Here is a 22,841-nt window from a genome sequence, read left to right on the forward strand (position 1 = left end):
GAGATGTGTCATATTAATTCAAATAAAATAGAAGTATCAATTTTCTATATCCTGTTGTTCGTGGAGTCGTATAGATTGCAAATTACGGATATCAGGTGCTGTTCTTCTAAATCAAAAAACTGCAAATAGAAATACAAATGCTCTTTTTCCATTTGCGGGATAGTCGATAATTAATATCGAGGTATTCCCCGAGATATACGATATGGTTCATGTAAACTTTATTGACATAATTCACACGTCAAATATCCTAACTCTCGAAATTTTCAAACGGACTCATATCAAAAGTGTTCAAGTAATATCTCAAAATTATTTATTTTCGATGAGCCAAATTAACCCCTCCCGGATAGCCTACCTTATCATTGCACACCATCAGCCCGAACATCTAAGTCGATTAGTTCAACAGTTACAGCACCCTCAGGATCATTTCTTTATCTATATCGACAAGCGCGCAGATATTAGAAATTTCCAGAAAACAATACCAGGAAATATCAATATTCATTGGATTGAAAAAAGGTTACCAATTTATTGGGTGGGTATAGGAACTGTAGAAGCCGAGATGGAACTTCTCAAATCCGCATACAATTTTGGAGCATTTAGTCAATATATAATACTAAGCGGAGCGGATTATCCAATAAAACCTATCTCTTATATACGTTCATTTATTATTAATGAGAGAAGAATTTTTATACCAGTTCAAGGGTGCATATATCCAACCAAAAATGAATACTTTCAAAATAGATTTAATCAATACCATTTTCTAAACAATGACTTTTTAAATCCTCGAGGACGTCACGCCAATCGATTCCCATTTTATCATATGCGGAAATTCCTTGCCAAATATCCCATTCGAAGAAATATACCCAAAGACATACCATTGTACCAAGGGCCTACATGGGTTGGAATGCCACAAAGTTTTGTTGAGTACTTATTCAACAAAATTGATATAAAAAAGCAAATTAGTTTTTACAAAAACATGTATTGTCCCGACGAGATGTTTCTACCAACTATAGCTAAATCCTCTCCCCTGCATAACAATTTATACTTTGACTTTGAGAAAAACACAGAGGGTCTGAATTGGCTTGGTCTGTTTTATACAGATTGGCACACTCCTAACATAGTCCTACCCAAGATTCTTGATTTATCAGATCTAAATGCCATAAAAAGTAGTCACCCTCATGCGCTCTTTGCTCGAAAGTTTGACCAAAACCGCTCCGCAGAATTATTAGCTGCGATTGATAGTATTCTGCTTTTATAGCCATTAGTTTGGTTTTCACAATATTATATTGACACAAGAAGCACAATTTTATAATTTAAAATTGTTGTAAAGTTGTGTTCCCCAATAACAGGAGAGAAAAAAAAAAAACATTCAACCTATCCACAACAGTTACAGGATCCGAAACAACAAAATAAAAACTCCAGAAATATTTATCTGTATTAATTTTAATTTAAAATTATAATAACACTTTGATTAATATATTAAATAAATTGGAAGTTATATTATACAAAAATAACAGGTACTGTAAAATAAATATATCAATCCAAACTTATTCAAATATATTGGAGTCATTTTGATGAAATTATGTCTGAAATATTTCACCAATAATAAGAGCTAATTTTTTTAGTAGATACGGATCTTCATTGACACGTTGCAATATAACAGTTTCTTGTAAATGAGACTTCTCCTCGTGAATGCAATATATTCTGCCAATAAAGATCTGTTAAATACAAGGATATTATCAATAATATTATAAAAATATTTACTGACTTGGCCATATTTTATGCGAGTATAGGCATTTATATAAATGCTGATATTTGATAGTAAATCGGAAAATTTTCGGTAGTATTCAAAAAAATATCGTCACCTATGCTTACACATATAATTTTGATTATATAAAATTATATGTAATCAAAATTATTTCAATTGCCACACGATATGAGGTAAAATCTTAATTCTATTGAGGTGAAATTTTTAGTTTACAAATTAGAATTTTTAAAAAAATAGAAATAAATAGCCGATCTATTTTCTAACTTTTAAACTATCAACAAACATGAAATGGGTTATTGCGATTTTAAATCACAGGCGAATATTTTATTTACTGTTAACAATTATCTTATCAATTAACACAGATTTGGCTTGGGCACGTGAAGAGAATGCTGATTTAGATCCGGTTGCATTCAAATTTAAAGCAAATAAGAAAAGTGTTAAAATTGGGGAAGAAGTTGAATTGATTGTAATTGCAAAAAAGGTTACCAATTGGGAGTCCAGACTTGTAACAACCACATTAGATTGCGATTTCCGAATCAAGGTTGTCTTTCCGGATGGCTTTGTTCAGACAGGGGGAAATTATCATGATCTCGCTTCCGCAGACTTCAATCATGGCAATCAGGTTATCTTTAAGATAAAAGGAAAGTTTATAGCCAAGCCGTCAACTGGAAAATTTATTTTATTGCGAGGTTCAAAGAAATCAGTGGAACAGGATCGTTACCTATTTCGCGCCGATTTGACACTAGATGTTAAAGGTTACGAGGCATCCGAAACCAACAATTTACGGGTGCAACAGGTGACTGGTGTCAGTTGCTCTGGATATACATTCAATGAGGGGCAGGTGCTCGGGGCAGGTAGCGGTTTTAATGTGGTAGTTCATATACAATCAGGGTGTGCGGTGGCATGGTGGCAAGGTCGACCCGTAGACGAACGGACGAATAATAACTGGATACCTATCCTTACTGGCAAGACAATTCCCGACAATATTCTTGGCAGCTGTATCAAATGGGAGGGAGATCCTCTGAATTGCTCTGGATGTACCACCCCTTCTGCACCAACAATCACCAAAACTTCTGGAACAACAGTTTGTACAGCTACAAACCAAAATGTAACCCTGACGGCGTCAGGCACTTCAGGAACAGTAAGTTGGTATAAGGATGGTGGAATGGTTGGAACAGGAATTACCTTCACAACGAATGCGGCTGGAAATTATTCTGCAACTAGCACAAACGGAACTTGCTCTAGTTCCCAGTCATCTGTCATAACAGTGAGCCAGACTGAAGGTTGTGGTAATGGAATGAGTTGCTCTGGCTATACATTTAATGAGGGGCAGGTGCTCGGAGTAGGCAGTGGTTTTAATGTGGTAGTTCATATACAATCAGGGTGTGCGGTGGCATGGTGGCAAGGTCGACCCGTAGACGAGCGGACGAATAATAACTGGATACCTATCCTTACTGGCAAGACAATTCCCGACAATATTCTTGGCAGCTGTATCAAATGGGAGGGAGATCCTCTGAATTGCTCTGGATGTACCACCCCTTCTGCACCAACAATCACCAAAACTTCTGGAACAACAGTTTGTACAGCTACAAACCAAAATGTAACCCTGACGGCGTCAGGCACTTCAGGAACAGTAAGTTGGTATAAGGATGGTGGAATGGTTGGAACAGGAATTACCTTCACAACGAATGCGGCTGGAAATTATTCTGCAACTAGTGCAAACGGAACTTGCACCAGTCCTCAGTCCTCTGTCATAACCTTAAGCCAGACTGCGGATTGTTCTTCGATTGCGTTGGTGCCAACCATTTCAATATGGAAAGCAGGCGTTTCCGGTGTAAGAACTAAATTAAGAGACCTTAGTGATGGGGATCAGGTGGACATTAATTCTTTCAGCGGTGGTCAGGCAAACTGGTTTATTGCGTCTTCCGGCCAGGTAAAAAATTCTGGCTCCGCCAATTATTATGACAATGTTTCTGTAAGGCTTACAGGCGGGCCTAATAATATCAATGACGGTTGGGGGCCCGAAAATGTCGCCGGAAGTGATGGCGGACCTTTCGGCGTTTATGGCCGTGATGGTGGCGTTAACCCTGTCGCCGGAAATTACAGTATAACAGGGAAAATATACCATGGATCAAAAGAATTAGGCTCGAAAACGGTGAACTTTTCGATTGTAGCTAGTGGTTGCTCTTTATCCGCTCCTCTTATCACCAAAACAGCTGGAACCACAGTTTGTTCCTATAACAATCAAACCGTTACTCTCGCCACTTCTAACTGCTCAGGTATAGTCACTTGGCTAAAAGAAGGTATCACGGTTGGGACAGGGACAACGTATACGACCAGCGTAAGTGGAAATTATACAGCCACCTGTACCGTGGGAAGTTGTGTTAGTGCGCCTTCTGCAATTATCAATATAGCACAAACTAATGGCTGTGCGGCACCAGTTTCCGGGAATTTAAAAACTGAAATAATCCTAAATCTCACAGGTCGAGGTTTTTCGAATTCCACTGCGACTGGTATGGAGGAGGAATTTGCGGGCTATATTGAAAAGTTCAAATATAGTTGGGGTTGGGGTATTCAAGGAATTAGAGTGTGTATGCGCTGGTACGATTGGGAGCCGACCCTGGGAAATTATCAAGTTGAAGGTCTTAACAATCTAATTGCATGGTGTCGGCAGCGGGGATTATCTCTATCTATCGCTTTCTGGCCTTTAAGAAAAGGCAACGACCCAATGTTAACCAGCCAACCCTATTTTAACGATGGTTCGAAATTCTGGGCAACGGACATCAGCGGAATACCACAGTATTCTGAAAGCGTGCCGGCTTATGTCGACAAAATAGCAAATCAAAGGATATACAACTCTGTAAAAAAAGCTTCCGAAATACTCTACACCTATGAAAAAGCAGGATATCTCGCTTTGGCAGGTGGCGCGGCAGAAGAATTGGTTTGGCCATACCGAGGGGAAAAATTATCGGATTTTGGTTCACTTAATCTGGCGAGCTTCCAAAGGTGGTGTTCAAATAAAGGTGTTCCTTATTCGGTACCTGTAGTGTATTCAGGAAATGGCACGGGATGGTATAACAAGGATGATATAGGTAAGGAGTTTCTGCGACATAATATTTTTGTTGCTCGAAAATATTATGACAATTTTGTCAGTGCCGTTCACGCTGGAAATTCTCGTGGACGCGCATGCTACTTCATGCCGGCTGTGGCGTCGCCTGCTCATTCTTGGGCTCAGGATGGATACGTTGCTTATCTTGCGAAAAATGCAGACGAACTATATCATACTGACGGTGATAAAACCTACGAACTATTCAGGAAAACAAGAGGTATAAATATTTTGCTGCCCACCTTGGGAAGTCCGGTAGATACCGAGTTCGACCGTGATGACCTCGGAACAGGCAATACCGGATTTGACGGGAATAATTTGAGCACTGAAGGGGACAGGGTTTTCAGCCGGGGCGGAAGAGTCGTTCACCTTGCCATGCATTTTGATGACCCTGAAATCACATCCATGGAAGCATCATTGAAATTTCTGACAAATAAGTGGGGAGGGAAATCGTATCAGTTTCCGAATGTTTCAGGAGCACAAATAGTTGACATTACCCAAAGCTTCTGGACTAATCAATGGTTTGATGGCAGAGATTTGAATATTTACTACAAAGAAGAGGCTCCCGGGTTTTGGGGTACAATAGGAGAACCCGGGCCGAATGCTAACGAATAAATCCTGTTTTGCACTAACAATGGAGCTGACTTCCAGGACTACGAAGTTAGCGCCATTGTTAATTTGTACTTGTGAACTATGTTTGATCAAGGCTTCGATTCTTGAAGTCAAAATTAAATATTCGCCAGTATATCCACCCAACCGAAGATGAAGGTATTGCTCGCAATCTTTGGACAGTCATTAACGATAGTTGTTAGTACTCTTTCGAAAACCCAGCTAAGGTCCACCAGCACTGAACCTCTTACTGGTTCTGATCGCGAGATTTTCAAAAGTGATGTAACAATGCTCTTTTTGGGTAAAAACACAGCGTAGGATTCACTGAAAGGGAGTTGATAACTTGTTTCAAGCAAAGCTTTTTTGGTGATGCCATAAGCGCACTCTAAGATGCGCACGTCTTCGCGAAAGTTACTTCAAAATCGTTTGAAAACATCGAAGGTTAAAAGGTTAGATTTTTCGTGTCTTTCAATCCTATCATCGTACCTTTGCGGCTTCAAAAAATGAGAAGATGATTACAGTTGAAAATTTGGCCGTTGAATTTAGCGGTTCTGTCCTTTTTAGTGAAGTTTCCTTCGTTATTAATCCTACCGATAAAATTGCCCTTATGGGTAAGAATGGCGCGGGCAAATCCACAATGATGAAAATTATTGCTGGTGAGCAAAAAGCCAATCGTGGCCATGTACGCGCACCTAAGGATGCCGTGATCGCTTATTTGCCGCAACATTTACTTACCGAAGATAACTGCACAGTATTCGAAGAAGCAGCAAAAGCATTCAAACAGGTTTTTGAAATGCGTGCTGAAATGGAGAAACTGAATCTTGCACTCGAAACCCGCACAGATTACGACAGCGATGAATATATGGCAATCATCGAACAAGTCACCGAACTGGGGGAAAAATACTACCAACTGGAAGAAGTTAATTATGACGCGGAGGTTGAGAAAGCCTTGAAAGGTTTAGGATTTAGGCCGGAAGACTTTCAGCGTCAGACTAAGGAATTCAGTGGTGGGTGGCGTATGCGCATTGAGCTTGCCAAAATATTATTGCAAAAGCCAGACCTGATATTGCTGGATGAGCCTACAAACCATATTGATATTGAATCGGTGATGTGGCTGGAAGATTTTCTGGTGAATAAAGCCAATGCCGTGATGGTTATTTCTCACGACCGCGCCTTCATCGACAACATTACCAACCGTACCATTGAAGTAACCATGGGGCGGATTTTTGACTATAAGGCCAACTATTCACACTATTTGGTACTGCGTGAGGAGCGCAGGTCTCATCAGGTTAAGGCATATCAGGAACAGCAGAAAATGATTGCTGATAATATGCAATTTATTGAACGGTTCCGCGGGACATACTCCAAAACCAATCAGGTTTCCTCCCGCGAACGGATGTTAGAGAAGCTGGAAATTATTGAAATTGATGAAATTGATAATTCAGCCTTGAAACTTCGTTTTCCACCATCGCCACGGTCAGGGGACTATCCGGTTACTGTGAAGGATGTGTCAAAATCCTACGGGGATCAGGTTGTGTTTAGAAATGCAAGCATGTCTATTTCAAGAGGGGAAAAGGTATCGTTTGTGGGGCGAAACGGTGAAGGTAAATCCACGATGATCAAGGCCATCATGGGCCAGATCGATGTGGATGGAACATGCCAACTAGGACATAACGTTCGGGTTGGATATTTCGCCCAAAACCAGGCATCTTTACTGGATCCCAATCTGACTATTTTTCAGACTGTGGACGAGGTCGCTGAGGGAGATGTAAGAACCCAGATCAAGAATATCTTGGGAGCATTTATGTTTCAAGGCGAAGATATCGACAAGAAAGTAAGTGTGCTGTCTGGTGGAGAAAAAACGCGGCTTGCTATGGTGAAGTTGCTTCTGGAACCTGTAAACTTGCTAATTCTGGATGAACCTACCAACCACCTGGATTTAAAATCGAAGGATGTTTTGAAAGAAGCACTCCGAAACTTTGATGGAACGTTGGTGCTTGTCTCTCACGATCGTGATTTTTTACAAGGCTTATCCCAAAAAGTCTTTGAGTTTAAAGACAAACGTGTAATCGAGCATTTCGAAACCATTGATGCTTTTCTGGAACGGAATAGAATAAAAAGTATAGCGGATTTGCAACTGGCGAGGTAGGGTTTCAGAGCTTAGAGCTTGACCGCATGATAGTAATGGTTCTCCCCTTCGTCTTCAAATTCCTCGATAAGCGAAAGTCCCGATGCTGCCAGTAACTCTTTGTATTTCTTCGTTCCAAGTGATATCGATTCTTTTGCGGTAATGGCATCTTCCCATTTCATTCTTCGGGAGGGTGCCGTAAACAAAAGCTTGCCATCAGCAAACAGAGAATTTGCCATTTTGTTAATCACAATTTCCTGCGCATCTTCCGGCAAAAGGAATAAGAGCCCCCATGCAATTATGGCATCAAACTGTCGATTAAAAAATGAGGAATCTTCCGCAGCTTCGCAGGCGACGGGGATATTTGGGAAGTTCTGCTTAAAGATTTGAACCATCGAAGGTGACGCATCAATCCCATATACGCTCAAACCTTCATCTACCAATGCCCCCGAAATTGGCAGGCCCATACCACAGCCTATATCCAGAACGGTCGCATTTGTAGGTAGTAATCTTGCCCAGTTTCGAACTGATGCCGCGCCGACTCCATCGATGCCCTTAGAGCGACAGCGAATGAATGTAGCCGCGTGATCCTCATATCCGTTTGATTTGTCCATTTGCTTTCAGATGTTGCATCACACTTCTCCCCTCCAACTTTTCGGGTTGACCCCTGACCCTAACCAACCAGCTGAAAATCTACAAAAAGGGCCCCGAATATCAGAACCTTTACTTGGAGGGAGACGGGTCTCGAACTTTGCCTTTAATCGGCTCATAATCAAGGTTTTGTCTCCTTTATTTGAAGTGAACTACACGAAAGACTCACTATTTTTTATACATATAGTACAACAGTATATTTGTTATGTATAATTCTTTTAGCGAAAATTGAGGTGCTTGGTGGTGATTTTCGCTGGTTTTTTAGTGAGTTTTCGGGAGTTTTTTGGTGTTCAAAGTTTGGAAAATGCCTGTGGTTTTGGCGGTCGTAAATGCGATTTTGCTGGGGTAAAAATACGAATTTTTGTAAAAGTTTGTAGTTCTGTTGCAGTAAGAAAGCGTGATACAAAATCAAACTTTCGGCAGTAATTGGCATTTGTTGCCGAAAGTTTGCCATCCGACTTCTCTTTGAATTGAAGAAATCTATTTATGGAGAACGTGCTAAAAGGTGTTCTTAACAGCAAACCTCACCGAATGAATCTTTGCTTTCCCATAGAACCTTGTTATTTCTTCTTTCTCATCCTGATCCCCGCGTTCAAAGACTCTTTCAATAACAGCCTTTGATTGTTTCTCCCAATCAATGCGGCTAATGTCAGTATCCCAGAACAAAGACTTTCTCAATATCGTCAAATTAGGAGTCTGGTTTGCTTGTTTCTCCTTCTCCTTCTTGATGTCATAGTACGCTTGGAGAATTACAAATGTGCCCTCGTCAAGATCTAACCGCTTTTCAATTCTAAGTGCCAGTGCTGTGCTCAGGCTGCGTCTTCCTTTGATAATAGCATTAAAGCTCTGGGGATGTTCTGCAATAGATATGGCAAAAGGACGCTGCTTAATTGATCGCTTTTTGAGCTCCCGCTCAAGAATGATCCCCGGATGAATGCCTTTATACTTTTCAAACTGCTTTTCCATATATCTAATATAAACATTTTTGCTTACATTTTAATGTAGCGATTTGACCATGCATTGTGTGTCAGTCGACGTCTTTCGTTTTCATCAAGTCCGAACTAATATCTACCACTCTCACTTCCTTTGCAAATAACCATAGCACCTGATTCAACTTGTCAAGTCGAAGTGTTTTCTTGCCTTGTTCCAAGTCCAGGTCTGTTTTAATTAAAGTGCTATGAGGCTTTACTTTATCATTTTGTTAAGCTGAATGCTGAGTTGTCAAATTTTCAAGTATTCCTAACAACTTGTACCGGTTCGTTAACTGTTTCTCTAATATGAGTGTTTCTACCACAAATCGACTAGCCTGGATTTCCTTAGTACCACAACTAGGATTCACAGCATTGTTAATAGGTTTGTATTACATTCTAGGAATTACGCATTCCTTCTTTTTTGGAATTATGACCTACCTCGCCGGGTCTAATTTGATCCAATTTTTTACCATAAAGCATCTTCGACAAGCGTTAAGGGATATCAAAGCAGGTAATTTTGATGCCGCGATTTTAGGATTTCAGTCTAGCTACGATATCCTAAATAAGTATCCCTTGATAGATAAGTATCGATACTTGATTCTCCTGAGCTCGTCAAAAATCTCTTACAGGGAAATGGCATTGAATAATATCGCCTTTTGTTACTGTCAAATCGGAGAAGAAGAAAAGGCCATTGTTCTGTACAATCGAATGCTGGCAGAATACCCGGGCAGTACCCTGGCGAAAACTGCATTAGATAGTATTAACGCAATTCGAAAGGATAGCTGAAATTTTGCAGTGATTGTGATGCCTCAATTTTCCCATCAATTGCTTATAGTTTTTCTGATATTTTAGATCAATTTTCAACTCAGGGCAATCGCTTACCTCTCACGAAGTGAAAAGTGATGGGGTTTCCCCCTTGGCTGCAAATCCATGAGGCGATTTAAGGAGCGGCGATAGCCGGGGGCGCCTAGCCGCGGTAAATAGCCTATTGATTTGAAGTCATCACTTGTTGCTTTATACCTTTCGTTACGCTGAGTTGCAAAAGGGGCTATTATCTTTACTTGCTACTGTTTAAGCTTCCAGAAAGCCACGGTTTCAGCACTTTCGTAACCTGCGGCATCACGACCCAGGTAAGGAGCCCCACCATACATCCGGCCACAATCAAAGTTCTTAATGCAGGATGAAGCTCCTGAATGAACGGCCCAAGAAAATAAGTGAGGAACAGGCTGGTAGGATATACTCCGCACAGTGTTGCAACTGCCATTTTCCACCTCGGGGGAGGAGCAGGTGAGCGGAACCATGCTTCCAAGCCGCTAAGTTCCCGATATACCGGATCTTCCGTCAATGTCGATGCATAGGCTTCCCAGTCTTTAAAAAGCTTTGAATTGTAAAAAGCATCACGTTCTGCCTGGTTGGCAAAAGTCCTTAATATCCCTATTTCACGGCTCTCGCTGCCCGGTAAAGCAGTCATCATAGCTGCGCCATGAACGCCGCCATGCAAAAAAGAATCTCCCAAAAAATGTCGCAACGCTTCTTTGAATTCCTCCTCTTTTCCAGGAAGTACTTTACGGGTAATAGCTACGTGAATGGGCATAGGAGCTGTTTATCGATTTGTTATGCGGTTTATAGTGAGTCTTTTTCTTAAAGTAAGTAACTATACGAAACTAAACCTGAAATCACAATGATGAAACAATACATCTTTACCGTAGTTGCTACCTTGTTTTTTACACAAGTAGGAATTGCCCAATCTACCGGGACCTTCACTGACTCGCGAGATGGTCAAACGTATAAAACCATCAGCTTTAAAGAAGATTCGACGGGCAAAACCGTTACCTGGATGGCGCAAAACCTGAACTATAAAGTTGAAGGCAGCTATGCTTATGATGACAATGAAAATAATCGGAAAGAGCTGGGCTTGCTTTACACCTGGGAGGCAGCGAAAAAAGCCAGCCCCGGCGGTTGGCATTTAGCGACAGACAGCGAATGGGCTATGCTTGTGAATCATTTTGGCGGAAAGGACAATGCCGGTGAAGCGTTAAAAAGCATTAAAGGCTGGAATGAAGACGGTAATGGTACTAATATCAGTGGGTTCGACGCGCCTGGAGGAGGTCAGCGGAAACCTGATGGTAGCTATTTTGCCCAAGGTGTTCTCGGTATCTTTTGGACGTCCTTACCTAGTACAGATAGTAACGCCTGGGCATGGAACTTTCATTATGGTGGACCTCCCAGTAGCAATAAAAAAAATTTAAAAAAAGCTTTCCGTTGGGATGGCCCAGTTTCTGGCGGACTTTCAGTTCGTCTCGTTCGGGATTAAGTTATTTGCATATCTCTCATATCCCTACTCGGCATTGGAGTCTTTCGGATTTATTTTTCTAAACCTTTGAGCATCATTCTGATATTCCCAATCACCATTGCCGCGTCGTCCCGATGCACAAAATGCCCGCTGTTGCTTAAATAGATCAGTGCGCCACCTTTACTGGAAGCGTGAATAAAGCGTCTCCATCTTAGCATATTGGAATTATTTTTTACTTCAAAGAACCGCTCATGATCATATTCCTTGCTCCGGCGTTCCATTGGAACTTCTAGCTTTCCGCCGACGAAAAACAGGATTGGAACCTGAGGAACAGGTAGGCTCGTTAGCTCAGCGAAGTCAGTTTTTCGCAAATCAGTTAAAACCTGCCCTTCGCTCCATGCCGCGTAACGCGACGAATCTACTTTCGAAGGAGCGTATAATCGGTTTATAAGCATTTCGTCAATTCGCTTTTCAGAAACACCAATCGATCTGAATATCTGATTCCAGTCGGCTTTTGTTTCCGTAAAATCTGCTGGATCAACAAACACGAGCCCCGCAATATCATTAGGATAATATCCTGAGAAAGCCCGCACATATACGCCACCCATGGAATGACCGACCAATATATACGGCGGTTTAACATTCAATTCCTTCAAAAGTGATTTGAGGTTCGCTGCTATCTTCTGAGGAGTAGGCAGCTGGTAAACCATTTCTGATTTTTCCACGCCCTGCCTGTCATAAAGAAAAACAGGAGCATTAATAGCAAGCGAATCCGTTATGGTATTCCAATTTCCGAGCCCCATACCCATGCCATTTTCAAAAACCAAGACTGGTTGACCCGGCTTTCTTTGCTCCAAGCTTCTTGTATGAATGTGATAATTAACGCCGTTTACACTCACCATTTTTTCCTGGGAGAAAGCAGGGAGCGTGGATGCCAGTAGAGTTAGAATGGTTAGGATTTTTATCGACATATGGTGAGTATTGAAGAATGACTAACATAACTAATATTTGGGTAACTAATTCCTTTCTACGACTTTATCTTAATACCATTACTAAACCCTCCCATGCAGCAAGGCCTTTACGAGAATTTAATTACCAAGCTTATCGATTCAAAGATCAGCTCCCTCGATAAAAAACAATTCTTTGTAAAGGAAACACCAGTTGAAAAGAGCGAGGTCGCTCGCCTGCTTAGTCAGCATGTAAGTCGCCTTTTGAACTACGGTCTAAGCTTGATTACGGGAGATGACAGTATTGACCGTCAAATTAAAGTATCAAATAAGATTATAAGCGTGCTTCGAACGGAGCTTGAGTACGCTGATTTTGACGAGGATTTAATCTCACTAAATGGAAAAATCCTGAATGCTGTATTTGCGAAAATGGATGCGCCTTTCTCCGATTTTGAAAAACATATTAAGGAAATAACTCCATTTACAGGCTTAGGACAAAGTGAGTTATTTACAGGTTCTAATGTCGGTCTTTCGCTCGAAAGTGAGTTAAAAAAGGAGATCCTGTCTTCTGATAAGATATACTTCCTGGTTTCCTTCATCAAATGGTCGGGCATTAGAATCTTCCAGAAAGAACTGGAAGAATTTACCCGTCGAGGTAATTACCTCAAAATCATCACGACTTCTTACATGGGCGCGACTGATTTAAGAGCGGTGGAGTTTTTAGCTGGACTGCCCAACAGTGAAGTGAAGGTCTCATACAATACTGAAAACGAGCGGCTACACGCTAAATCTTATCTGTTCTTCCGAAATACTGGCTTCAATACGGGTTACATTGGCTCATCCAACATTTCGAGAAGCGCGCTTACCAGCGGATTGGAGTGGAACTTGAAAGTAACGACTCAGGAAGTTGGTCACATCATAGACAAATTCGCAAAGACTTTCGAAACGTATTGGCAAGACGGAGAATTTGAATTTTTCCGGTCAGGGGAACATTCGCAGAAACTAAAAGTGGCCCTTGGAAGAGAGAAGAACAAAGGCCAGGTCGAAGGGACTTCTTTCTTTGATATAAAGCCTTTGCCGTTCCAGGAGGAGATTTTAGAAAAGCTTTTAGCAGAAAGGCAAATTCATAATAGGTATAGAAACTTGATTGTCGCTGCGACCGGTACAGGCAAAACGGTAGTCTCGGCATTTGATTTCAAGAACTTTCTTAAAACGCAGCCTCACGCAAGACTGCTTTTCGTCGCACACAGAAAGGAGATACTGATGCAGGCAAGGGCAACCTTTGCGGGCATTCTGCGCGACAACAACTTTGGTGACCTCTGGGTTGACGGCATCGAGCCAGACAACTACGATGTTGTGTTTGCGTCCGTGATGACTCTTTTAAATCGCATTGAGGATTTACCGCTTTCGGAAAGCTATTATGATTTCATTATCGTTGATGAAGTGCATCACATTGCCGCAAATAGCTACCGCCCGATTCTAAATAAATTTAAGCCGAAGGTTCTTCTTGGCTTAACCGCTACTCCCGAGCGTACTGACGGGGCTGATATTCTGGCGGACTTTTGCGATACAATTGCAGCCGAAATCAGATTGCCCGAGGCCATGAACAGGAAACTGCTTTGTCCATTTCAATATTTTGGAATTAGCGACAGTACAGATTTATCTAATGCAACCTGGCAGAATGGACGCTATCTACCAAGCGAGCTGACCAGAATTTACACGCACAATGATCTTCGGGTGGGAGAAATAATTAATCATTGCAGAAACTATCTGACAGACTATGAGGATGTCAGGGCACTGGGTTTTTGTGTAACTCGGGAACATGCCATTTACATGGCGGAAAAGTTTTCATTAGCTGGACTAAAAGCGGATTACCTGATCAGCGGAGGCGACCGTGAAGAACTGAGATCCACCATTAAATCTAAATTGTTGCGAAAGGATATAAATTACCTCTTCGTGGTTGATATTTTCAATGAAGGTGTCGATATCCCAGAAATTGACACAGTGCTGTTTTTACGACCTACTGAAAGTTTGACGGTATTTCTTCAACAACTTGGTAGGGGTTTGCGACTGTCAGAAGGTAAGGAGTGCCTGACTGTTCTTGACTTTGTTGGCAATGCCCGGCCGGAATACGATTTTGAAGGTAAATTCAGGGCGCTCATAGGTAAAACCAATACTTCCACACTGGAAGAGCTAGAACGTGATTTTCCACATTTGCCATTGGGATGCTCCATTGTTTTGGAAAAGAAGGCAAAGGAAATCATTCTAAAAAATATACGATCAGCAACCCAGCTCAATACAAATCAGCTCGTTACCAAAATCGCCAATTTCCGGCATCAAACCACATTGCCTTTATCGCTTAAAAACTTTGTCACGTTCCATAACATTCCGCTGCAAGCAATTTACAAGCGAGCTACTTGGAGCAGACTTTGTCAGTTGGCGAATCGGTTGGACGATCTATTGCCAATCAATGAGGAGGAGACGAAGCGCACGATACTGAAAAAATGGCTCTGCTGCAATTCATTCAGCTATTTGTCATTCATTCTAAGGATGGCGAAGCAGAAGTTTCAGGTAGATGTAAATGCATTGCCCGGTCACGAAAAACTAATGCTAACCATGCTTCACTACGACTTTTGGCAAAGCCCAGGTGGAGCAGAGGACCTATCGGCAAGTATTGCAAAAATTGGGAAAAATGAACCGCTGGTGAATGAAATAGTCGAGCTGCTCGAACTAGTGATTGACAAAATTGCGCACATCGAAATGGAGGCTGATCTGCCTTTTGTTCAACCGCTCAAAGTACATAGCCGATATTCGAGGGAACAGATCTTAGCTGCTTTCGGAGAAAGCACATTTGAAAGGAAATCCAGCAACCGGGAAGGTGTTGTAAACCTGGAAACAAAGAATGCCGAGCTGCTGCTCATAACGCTGGAAAAGACAGAAGCAAATTATTCTCCGACCACATTGTATAACGATTACGCAGTCAGTGAAAAGATATTTCACTGGCAGTCTCAAAACACGGCCCGGCCTGAAACCGGCAAGGGGCTGTCATATGTAAAGCAAAAGCAAACAGAGAAATCGATTCTTCTTTTTGTGCGGGAGAAGAACAATGATGAATTCAATAATACGATCGCCTATGTCTTCCTGGGCCTGGCGGATTATATTGACCATTATGGAGCGAAGCCGATGAGTATTAATTGGGCATTGCGCGAGTCAGCTCCGCATTATATCTGGAAGGATATGGCGAAGATGGCGGTTGGGTGAGTATTCTTAGAAAGTTCATCATTTAATAGGAGGAGAAACCCACAATCAGACGCTAATTATTAGGGTGGAGCTCTTCGTTCAATAAGCTATAAAACTCACACAAAAAATAAATTATTGAAAGAACTGTCAGGTTTACTAAAGTCAAAGTAAATGCTCTATCGATACACGGATTAATTCCAATCGACTGGATGATAATTGGCAATAAAACACCGAAAAGCATTATTGAAATCAGGCTTAAAAAGGTTTTTAAAAGGCTCCTAGGAATTCCGGTGTTCAATCTTACCAGCTCCGCCATCTTTGGTATTATCAGCTCATAAAACTCGCTCCCCAGATCGGCCAGAACTAGCCTATGAAAATCTTTGCCGTTAGATTTTAAACTTGCTCTTGGCAGTTGTTCCTTAAAGCTTTCTGTAAATAATGGATTTAGACCACGGTCATTAAATGAACCTCGTCCCTGTTTTTGATATTTATAGTCAAGGTAATACCATAATGAATTACATGGGTCATAACATCGCTCCAAATCGTCAAGCGAATATTTAAAAGACAAAGATTTGTCATATGCCCAAGGAATGGGCTCATTTTGTGATCCGTAAATCGCCTCCATGGCTAAATAAAGGGATATCGTTGCCTGTGATATTTCTGTCTCCTCCAACCAGAATCTACTCCTTAAATCGTCACTTCCAGCACCTTTTAATCTTTCATAATCAAACCCAGGGTATTCTTTTTTAAACTTATTTACATCATTGTATCTGATCCAAAAATCTCTACTATTCATTGTATAGTAAAGAATTCTCCTTAAAGCCGTGAGCCTGTCTGCAAAGCCGTCAATTTTCTGTTGTCGAATATCTCTATCAGATTTAAGATTAAATATCTTTGCAGACAAATAGGCAATTACAAATGCTGAGATGATTCCACCTACTGTAATTAGGTAGTTTTGTATGTTCAAGATTCGATCAAAGGGCGCTGGTGAAGTGTAGAACAACACTGTCAAGACAATTCCAGTTAGAATCAGAATTCCATACTTGATAAATTTATTCATAGATTTTCGAATTTGCCTGCGGTAGTTTTTTGGGAGATAGCCTCTGCTGTGTGTGCATAAATGGTTTAGTCAGTGGAATATCTCATCCTCCAACTCCTTAAAAATTGCGGTGTCCTCAGTTATGAGTGGCGCTAGGGTGTCTCTAAGAAAGGCACATTTGTTATTTCCACCCTGAGTTAGATCTAGAATCTTGCATAACGCAACATATATATCTGCACTGGCGGACTTCATATCGTCACTAGGATTGCCTCTTGCGATACTTCCCCCAATGGCTCTTACCTTTGCTTCCAAACATTGTGTTATGAGGCTAGGCTTGCCAGTGGTAACGCACAATTTGGTTATTATCTCGTCGTCTAAAAGGTAACCCTCTATATTTCTTTTTTTTGATGTTTTGACGCCCTTTAGTCGTAACTCCTGAACTTCTTGGCTGCTTTTGTTGTCTCGATCTACAAATCTTATGATTTTTGAAGATCCAAGAATTTTTGAAATAACCTTTACTCCACCATTGTCTAAATTTTCAATTTCTGAACTTGAACCTATCGAATTAAAACTGACCTGAAAATACTTTGATCCAAATACTTTCCCATATATCTGAGCGTCAAAATCCTTATATTTTCTTCCTTGTGAGGTGCCTTCACAAAAGACTATAGTTTCCGGTGATACCAACTGAGCAAAATCGGCAAAAGCCAATTCTAAAAATCTATTCCAAATCGTCTTATCAATTCTCACAGGGAAAATATTCTCTGTGAGGTCAAAGTCTCGATTATCAAAGTCTAGAAAAACGACACTGCCTGGTGATAACTGTTCCAATTCCTGCGCTTGCTTCAACATCCCGATAGAATGTGTTGAAATGCACAGCTGTGAAATTTCAGGAGTTAATCGGTATAATTCTTTTAAGACCTTTCCCTGTAATCTAGTATGCATATGGGCTTCTGGCTCATCAATACAAAATACCGTATTTGGATAGTAAATAGATTTAATCATCATATCCAAAATTAAATCAAAAACAGACTTCTCTCCCGCTGACAAATTTTTGTAATGAAAATCATTAGCACTACCTTTTGTAAAGTAAAAACTACCGTTTGCAAGTGGATTACCGATAGAGCTCAGATTTAGATCTTCAAAAATCAAACTCATCGACTCTCTAATTCTGCCAATTAACTCATCCCTTAATTCCAAAACTGTCTTCGAATCATTTGAAGATTGAAAAACACCCGACAAAGTTTGTGAAACGAGTCGCTGATAATTTTCTGATACCGTAATATCATTCCCATTTAAGGTTTCAAGTTTGGACTCATCGTTCGGGTCTTTCTGGTTATTAAGTGTATTAATTGTGAAATCAGACTCATTTCGGTAAGCCGTTCTAAAATAAAATCTCCCTTTTAGACTCTCTGGTTGAATATCTTGCTCATTATGAAATTCAATGCTTACTTTATCCTGGTACCACTGTCCTTGTACTGTCACTGTGCCCTTTTTTTCGAAATAGTCTTGCTTCCCGACCGTACTAAATCTTTTAAGCCGATACCAGTAGTTAAGAGCTTCAAACAAAGAAGTTTTTCCTGATCCATTTGGACCAACAAGCAACACTAACCTAGCTGTTTCGGGAATGTCCGTTATTGTAAGATCAGTAAATCTCTTGAACTTATTTAATACTATTTTTCTTATTTTCATAATTTAACATCAATGACTGATTACAAGTCTTTCCATGTAAAACAATTTGCGATTAATGGCGTCCACGAGTCAACTGCATGTAAAAAAGTAGTTTGGTCTAGAACGAATAACTAAGTAACCGTAATGTGGATAGGATATTCGATACGGCGTTATTTCAGTCAAAGCGTAATTCTCTTACTGGACAGTCAAAACTACATAGCAAATTTCACCCAATTTAAGGAGCGGCTTAATTTCATGGCTCTACATACATTAATTTAAGTAGGTGATTACTACCGCAAGATACTAAAGACATTTTCCTTATTTAGACTTGGACTTTTTCTTAGTGGAATTCAATGATTCTTTGGAAGGTATTGCCCTAAGACGTGTCATGAGCCTATCACCCGATTCAGTTAAAGTCCAGTATGTTGCTTCATCATGAATCGGACGCTTTTTTTTACTTTCGGTAATCAAATTTAGAGCGCGGAACTGAATCTTTATTGTTTGAAAGTCTTCATTTTTTATTTGGCAAACACCCGGCTTCTTTTGGTGTTCTTCAAACTTTTTCCGCAATACATCAATTTTGATATGCCGGATATATTCACCAATTTTTTCTTTAAGCTGGTAGTCACTGCATTCGTTTATAAGTAGCGGGCTGATGTTAGCGAATATTTCATTCCAACTTAAATCTATTACGCCTGTTAGCCCAATTGTCTCCCCAAACGCTGATGATTTATAGCTGGATGCAATGAAATTAAATGTGTTAATTTCCTCACCTTGACTTAGCGTTTCTTGACCATTTGTAATTTGAGCATTGCTAGCTGCAAGTTCATTTTTTAATTTTTCAATTGTTTTTGTCAAGGTAAGCACCTCGCGCGAAAGATCTTCACTTGGCAAGAATATTGCTTTCACCCATCCATTTCGAGGCTTGTCTTTTATCAGACGAACTAAACTTCGGCTCACCAAAGAACCAAGCTCGACATGTCCCTCGTAGAACTTGCACAGCTTTTTTTGTACGAGCGCTTTGAATTCGCCAAGCTTCAATTCCAGATTTGAATCTCTATCGGTCTTATTCAATGGTATGGACTCAGGAGATTTTGGCAAGAAGCCGATTACCGGTACACCTTTTTTGACTGCGTACTCATATTCCATTTGGGTGTAGCTGATTCCTGAACTACCAAGACTACCATATCGTCCTCCTATAATTAGAATGTAGTAGTCGCAGTCGTCTATCAGACGTTGAATTAAGGTCCACTGGTCATCATCCGCTGCAGGAAATAGCTCCATTCCAACCGGAATACAGTCTAGTTCAAGTAAAGCTTGTATTACTTCTTGTCTCTCTTCTTCAAGATCCTTAAATGTTGAACTGACGAATACTTGGTATTTTTTATCCATAATCGCTGGAACGGGTCTATTGCTTCCACAATTATATAAACAAATCTGAGAATTACGTTTGTGCTGAATTTTACATTCCCTGGTATAGATAGAATCGCGTCATAAAGTACCTATTGCAGATCAGAATATTCCCCTATATTTGCCCCGCAAACATTACTTAATACCTATGGAACGAATAGTAAAAATCAAGGAAAAATGGCTCTGGAGAGGCACACGGGTGAAAGTCCCGAGGCTTGATCGATGTAGTTCCATTCGGTGATGTTTGCGGTGACCTCTCCTTTTCATTTCACCCAAATCCATTTCAAGTTGCAAACATCAAATGGCCCAAGTGTCGACTCGAATGCAAATTCAGTCAACGCAACGAATGATGCACGTCACGCATTAGATGTCGGCGCTCCGCTGACGCAATCGCAGGCAGATTTTCTGTATATCGTCGATTGTCAGGGCTGTCGGGAATTATCCCAATCGCTCAAAATGATCCACGATCTGGCGCTTTATCACTCGGATATCCCGTTTGATCAAGCCGAAAAGTCAGCTCTTTTTGACCTGAAAGTACTTTGGGAAGGGCTCGAACAAATGGGAGCGAAAGCTTAGAGATGGGAGGACTGTTCGCGACAGTCCTTTTTGTTGTAGTTCAGAAAATAGTTGCGGAACAACCCGTCGCCCGGCGCGCTGCTCTGGGAGTGCAAAAGCATTGCCTTAGTTGCTTTGGACTGTTGCTCAATTTAAAATTATAATTTTTCACCTCAGCGCGATCGCCCATTTTTTACTCAAAGTAAAGAGTGACGGGGTTCACCCCTTTGGCTGCAAATCCATGATGCGGTTTAAGGAGCGGCGGCAGCCTCGGTAAATAGCCGACGGATTTGAAGTCGTCACTTTTTGCTTTGTACCTTTCGTTGCGCTGTGGTGCAATCGCAATCCTTCAATCACTCAAAATCCCATTGAAAGCCCTTTCTGCTTCTTCCGTTTCGGCTTCTTCAACTGATGCGGCGTATACTCTCCGTCCTTTACCGGAGACAACAAAGAATCAAGAGACTTATCATTCTCCAACGAACTATCATTTCCGGCATGGTAAAGATTACCTGAGCCAGCAGCCTGCCCAACATCCATCCCAATCTTTTGAGATTTTTGCTGATGAAGAGAAAAAGGATCCTCGATGCATCGCTCGGTAATTCCCTTCGCGCTATACTGCTTGCCCAATGCACTTCCGTTGAAGACGGATCTCGTACGATGATCACAATATGTGATCCCGTACAGCAGGCCTTCTTCATTTTTCCGGATTACCGTATCGATCCCGTCTTTTTGAAGAATATTGATAAGTTTGGGCAATGACACGTTTTGTTTGCCATACAAAGTAAAATCTATACTATTCCTAATTCGTAACGAATCCTTCGTACGGTTTGGATTCATCTCATTGTACAGAAAACGCACTTTCAGATTTCTATGTGTTGGTTTGAAATGAAAGTCGCTTGCTTTGATGGGCACACCAACCCTGTTGCCATCTTTATCTAGCACGCGGTATAAGATGCCATTGTTCTTTCTGATCCTCGAACCCTCTAAGCCAATGTCCACTGCAACATTATATTGTTTGAGCACTGCATTCAATTCGCCCATCGTGGTAAACTTGTATTCGTTCAAAACTTTGTCGAGCACATTAGCAATGGCTTTCTTGGTTTCTGATTTTCCATACTCTGCTTTGATGCTGATCGGCTTCAAATGAAACTCTTGCGCTTTTCGATCTTGTGCCTTCACCAAACCAAAATCTATCTCAATCTCCTTCCTGGTTTTCTCGGATTGATTTTTGCCCAGGTTGTGCAGTGAGATCCGGCTGCCATCAGCTTTGATGTTGGTCGTCACGATATGCACATGTGGGTGACCGGCATCCCGATGTTCATACACCAGGGCTGGCTGTTTCTCAAATCCAATACCTTTTAAATAGGCTTTTGAAATCTCCGCGAGTTGCTCTTTGCTGAGCTGTTCCGACGGATCGAAGTTCAAGGAAACGTGAACTGTATTCACCTTTGTCCTTTTGTTCAAAGCCAGTTGCCGCTGAATACGGTTCAGCTTTTGATCAAAACTTAGAGCATCCGCATCCTTGGGATAATTGATAGCCGAAATGCATTCCGCACATCCCTGTTCCAGCTTGTTTTCATTATAATGTAGCACTGACCGAAGTCTGCTGCTGGTGTGGATCACTGCAACCATCGATCTGCCAGTTTATCAGTTTGCGATTTGATCTTGTCCAGGACTGAAAACAGGAATGTCTTTTCAGCTTCGTAGCTGGCGATCCATTTTCTGAATTCTGAGATTTGGTTGACTGCATTGAGGCGCTTAGTTGCCTGGTTGAAGTTGTTGCCAAGCCGGTTTAACTCTTCCCGCAGCTCCGACAATTCGCCAATCATCTGATCCTGCGAACCGTTCCTTTCGATCACGGTTACCGGCCGGTTGAAGATCAAGAGCCGTAAAAATTCACTTAATTTCCGGCATGTGGTGCGGCTGCGTTTGGCTTCCAGATTGGCGTATTCTTTGGGTGTCAACCGGAAGATTACATGCCTTGTCTTGTTCGATTTTTCTTCTTTCATCACGATCCTATCTACACTTTCAAACATTAAAAACTCCTTCACAAACCTGGACCGACTTTGGAGGGGAAGGCCAGATCGGGTGCGCAGCAACCGGCGATTGTATTACAATCGTACATCTGGCCAGACGCGCAAAGCAGGCGGCTCATTTGGATTTCGAAGTCTTTGAAACCGTTTGCTGAGCCGATTTGTGAATCTAGTTTATTGAAATGGGATTTACCTATCCTGTGTAAATTTGCCTTAGGATCGGAAGTGTTTTGGGCTGACGTTTGTCTGTTCGAAAAAAGTTGTGTTTGTTCGAAAAACGTTGAAAAAGGTTTATGGGCAAGCTCCCCGAAGACTTCTAATGCCCAAAGTAAAACCAATCTATGCGGGACGGATGTGTTTTCAATTAAACCCTCTTGGCTGTTGCACAATTCTTCTGTTCAGATCGCACTGTATGCTAAGTCC

The 22,841-nt window shown here is 41.2% G+C and carries 16 protein-coding genes; 7 read left to right on the top strand and 9 right to left on the bottom strand.

The window, feature by feature from the left end; translation table 11 throughout:
- Positions 1-319: 319 nt before the first annotated feature.
- The 3 genes from AC1XUD_RS08190 to AC1XUD_RS08200 all read left to right on the top strand — a co-directional run bounded on the left by AC1XUD_RS08190 (position 320) and on the right by AC1XUD_RS08200 (position 7,629).
- Positions 320-1,255, top strand: a complete 936-nt coding sequence (locus AC1XUD_RS08190) for a beta-1,6-N-acetylglucosaminyltransferase (RefSeq protein WP_483360485.1) — start codon at positions 320-322, stop codon at positions 1,253-1,255.
- An 874-nt stretch (positions 1,256-2,129) separates the two neighbouring features.
- A complete protein-coding gene (locus AC1XUD_RS08195; protein ID WP_483360486.1) occupies positions 2,130-5,486 on the top strand; it encodes a hypothetical protein in 3,357 nt (1,118 codons plus the stop codon).
- 505 nt (positions 5,487-5,991) lie between these two features.
- The gene (locus tag AC1XUD_RS08200; RefSeq protein WP_483360487.1) at positions 5,992-7,629 is read left to right on the top strand and encodes an ABC-F family ATP-binding cassette domain-containing protein; all 1,638 of its coding nucleotides are present in this window, start codon (positions 5,992-5,994) and stop codon (positions 7,627-7,629) included.
- A gap of 11 nt (positions 7,630-7,640) precedes the next feature.
- On the opposite strand, the gene AC1XUD_RS08205 is transcribed toward AC1XUD_RS08200, so the two are convergent.
- Positions 7,641-8,222 carry a class I SAM-dependent methyltransferase gene (locus tag AC1XUD_RS08205; protein WP_483360488.1) on the bottom strand — a complete coding sequence of 194 codons (582 nt, stop codon included), beginning with the start codon at positions 8,220-8,222 and terminating at the stop codon, positions 7,641-7,643.
- A 535-nt stretch (positions 8,223-8,757) separates the two neighbouring features.
- The gene (locus AC1XUD_RS08210; protein ID WP_483360489.1) at positions 8,758-9,225 is read right to left on the bottom strand and encodes a helix-turn-helix transcriptional regulator; all 468 of its coding nucleotides are present in this window, start codon (positions 9,223-9,225) and stop codon (positions 8,758-8,760) included.
- Between the two features lie 311 nt (positions 9,226-9,536).
- Between AC1XUD_RS08210 and AC1XUD_RS08215 the strand changes: the two genes are divergently transcribed.
- Positions 9,537-10,016, top strand: coding sequence for a tetratricopeptide repeat protein (locus tag AC1XUD_RS08215; RefSeq protein WP_483360490.1), 480 nt, complete (start codon positions 9,537-9,539; stop codon positions 10,014-10,016).
- A 271-nt stretch (positions 10,017-10,287) separates the two neighbouring features.
- On the opposite strand, the gene AC1XUD_RS08220 is transcribed toward AC1XUD_RS08215, so the two are convergent.
- Positions 10,288-10,824 carry an antibiotic biosynthesis monooxygenase gene (locus AC1XUD_RS08220; RefSeq protein ID WP_483360491.1) on the bottom strand — a complete coding sequence of 179 codons (537 nt, stop codon included), beginning with the start codon at positions 10,822-10,824 and terminating at the stop codon, positions 10,288-10,290.
- Positions 10,825-10,911: 87 nt separating this feature from the next.
- On the opposite strand from AC1XUD_RS08220, the gene AC1XUD_RS08225 reads away from it, so the two are divergent.
- The gene (locus tag AC1XUD_RS08225; RefSeq protein ID WP_483360492.1) at positions 10,912-11,544 is read left to right on the top strand and encodes an FISUMP domain-containing protein; all 633 of its coding nucleotides are present in this window, start codon (positions 10,912-10,914) and stop codon (positions 11,542-11,544) included.
- Between the two features lie 50 nt (positions 11,545-11,594).
- Here AC1XUD_RS08225 and AC1XUD_RS08230 read toward each other — a convergent pair whose 3' ends face one another.
- Complete coding sequence (locus AC1XUD_RS08230; protein WP_483360493.1) at positions 11,595-12,494, bottom strand: alpha/beta fold hydrolase; 900 nt, start codon at positions 12,492-12,494, stop codon at positions 11,595-11,597.
- 93 nt (positions 12,495-12,587) lie between these two features.
- Between AC1XUD_RS08230 and AC1XUD_RS08235 the strand changes: the two genes are divergently transcribed.
- Positions 12,588-15,731, top strand: coding sequence for a DUF3427 domain-containing protein (locus AC1XUD_RS08235; protein ID WP_483360494.1), 3,144 nt, complete (start codon positions 12,588-12,590; stop codon positions 15,729-15,731).
- 52 nt (positions 15,732-15,783) lie between these two features.
- On the opposite strand, the gene AC1XUD_RS08240 is transcribed toward AC1XUD_RS08235, so the two are convergent.
- The 3 genes from AC1XUD_RS08240 to AC1XUD_RS08250 form a co-directional block, all read right to left on the bottom strand.
- The gene (locus tag AC1XUD_RS08240; RefSeq protein WP_483360495.1) at positions 15,784-16,770 is read right to left on the bottom strand and encodes a hypothetical protein; all 987 of its coding nucleotides are present in this window, start codon (positions 16,768-16,770) and stop codon (positions 15,784-15,786) included.
- 69 nt (positions 16,771-16,839) lie between these two features.
- Positions 16,840-18,441: an AAA family ATPase gene (locus AC1XUD_RS08245; RefSeq protein ID WP_483360496.1), complete on the bottom strand. Its 1,602-nt coding sequence runs from the start codon at positions 18,439-18,441 to the stop codon at positions 16,840-16,842.
- A 297-nt stretch (positions 18,442-18,738) separates the two neighbouring features.
- The gene (locus tag AC1XUD_RS08250) at positions 18,739-19,812 is read right to left on the bottom strand and encodes a DUF4062 domain-containing protein (RefSeq protein ID WP_483360497.1); all 1,074 of its coding nucleotides are present in this window, start codon (positions 19,810-19,812) and stop codon (positions 18,739-18,741) included.
- 306 nt (positions 19,813-20,118) lie between these two features.
- Here AC1XUD_RS08250 and AC1XUD_RS08255 point away from each other — a divergent pair, with 306 nt between their 5' ends.
- Positions 20,119-20,406 carry a hypothetical protein gene (locus AC1XUD_RS08255; RefSeq protein WP_483360498.1) on the top strand — a complete coding sequence of 96 codons (288 nt, stop codon included), beginning with the start codon at positions 20,119-20,121 and terminating at the stop codon, positions 20,404-20,406.
- A gap of 336 nt (positions 20,407-20,742) precedes the next feature.
- Here the strand turns inward: AC1XUD_RS08255 and AC1XUD_RS08260 are convergent, their stop codons facing one another.
- Together AC1XUD_RS08260 and AC1XUD_RS08265 are read right to left on the bottom strand one after the other, a co-directional pair.
- Entirely contained in the window at positions 20,743-22,017 is a 1,275-nt protein-coding gene (locus AC1XUD_RS08260) for a relaxase/mobilization nuclease domain-containing protein (RefSeq protein WP_483360499.1), read from the bottom strand.
- Positions 22,005-22,436 (bottom strand): plasmid mobilization protein, encoded by a 432-nt coding sequence (locus tag AC1XUD_RS08265; protein WP_483360500.1) that lies wholly within the window; start codon positions 22,434-22,436, stop codon positions 22,005-22,007. The genes AC1XUD_RS08260 and AC1XUD_RS08265 overlap by 13 nt, the downstream gene beginning before the upstream one ends.
- Positions 22,437-22,841 lie beyond the last annotated feature (405 nt).

This window comes from Dyadobacter sp. HNCC25DJ184 (assembly GCF_056895215.1).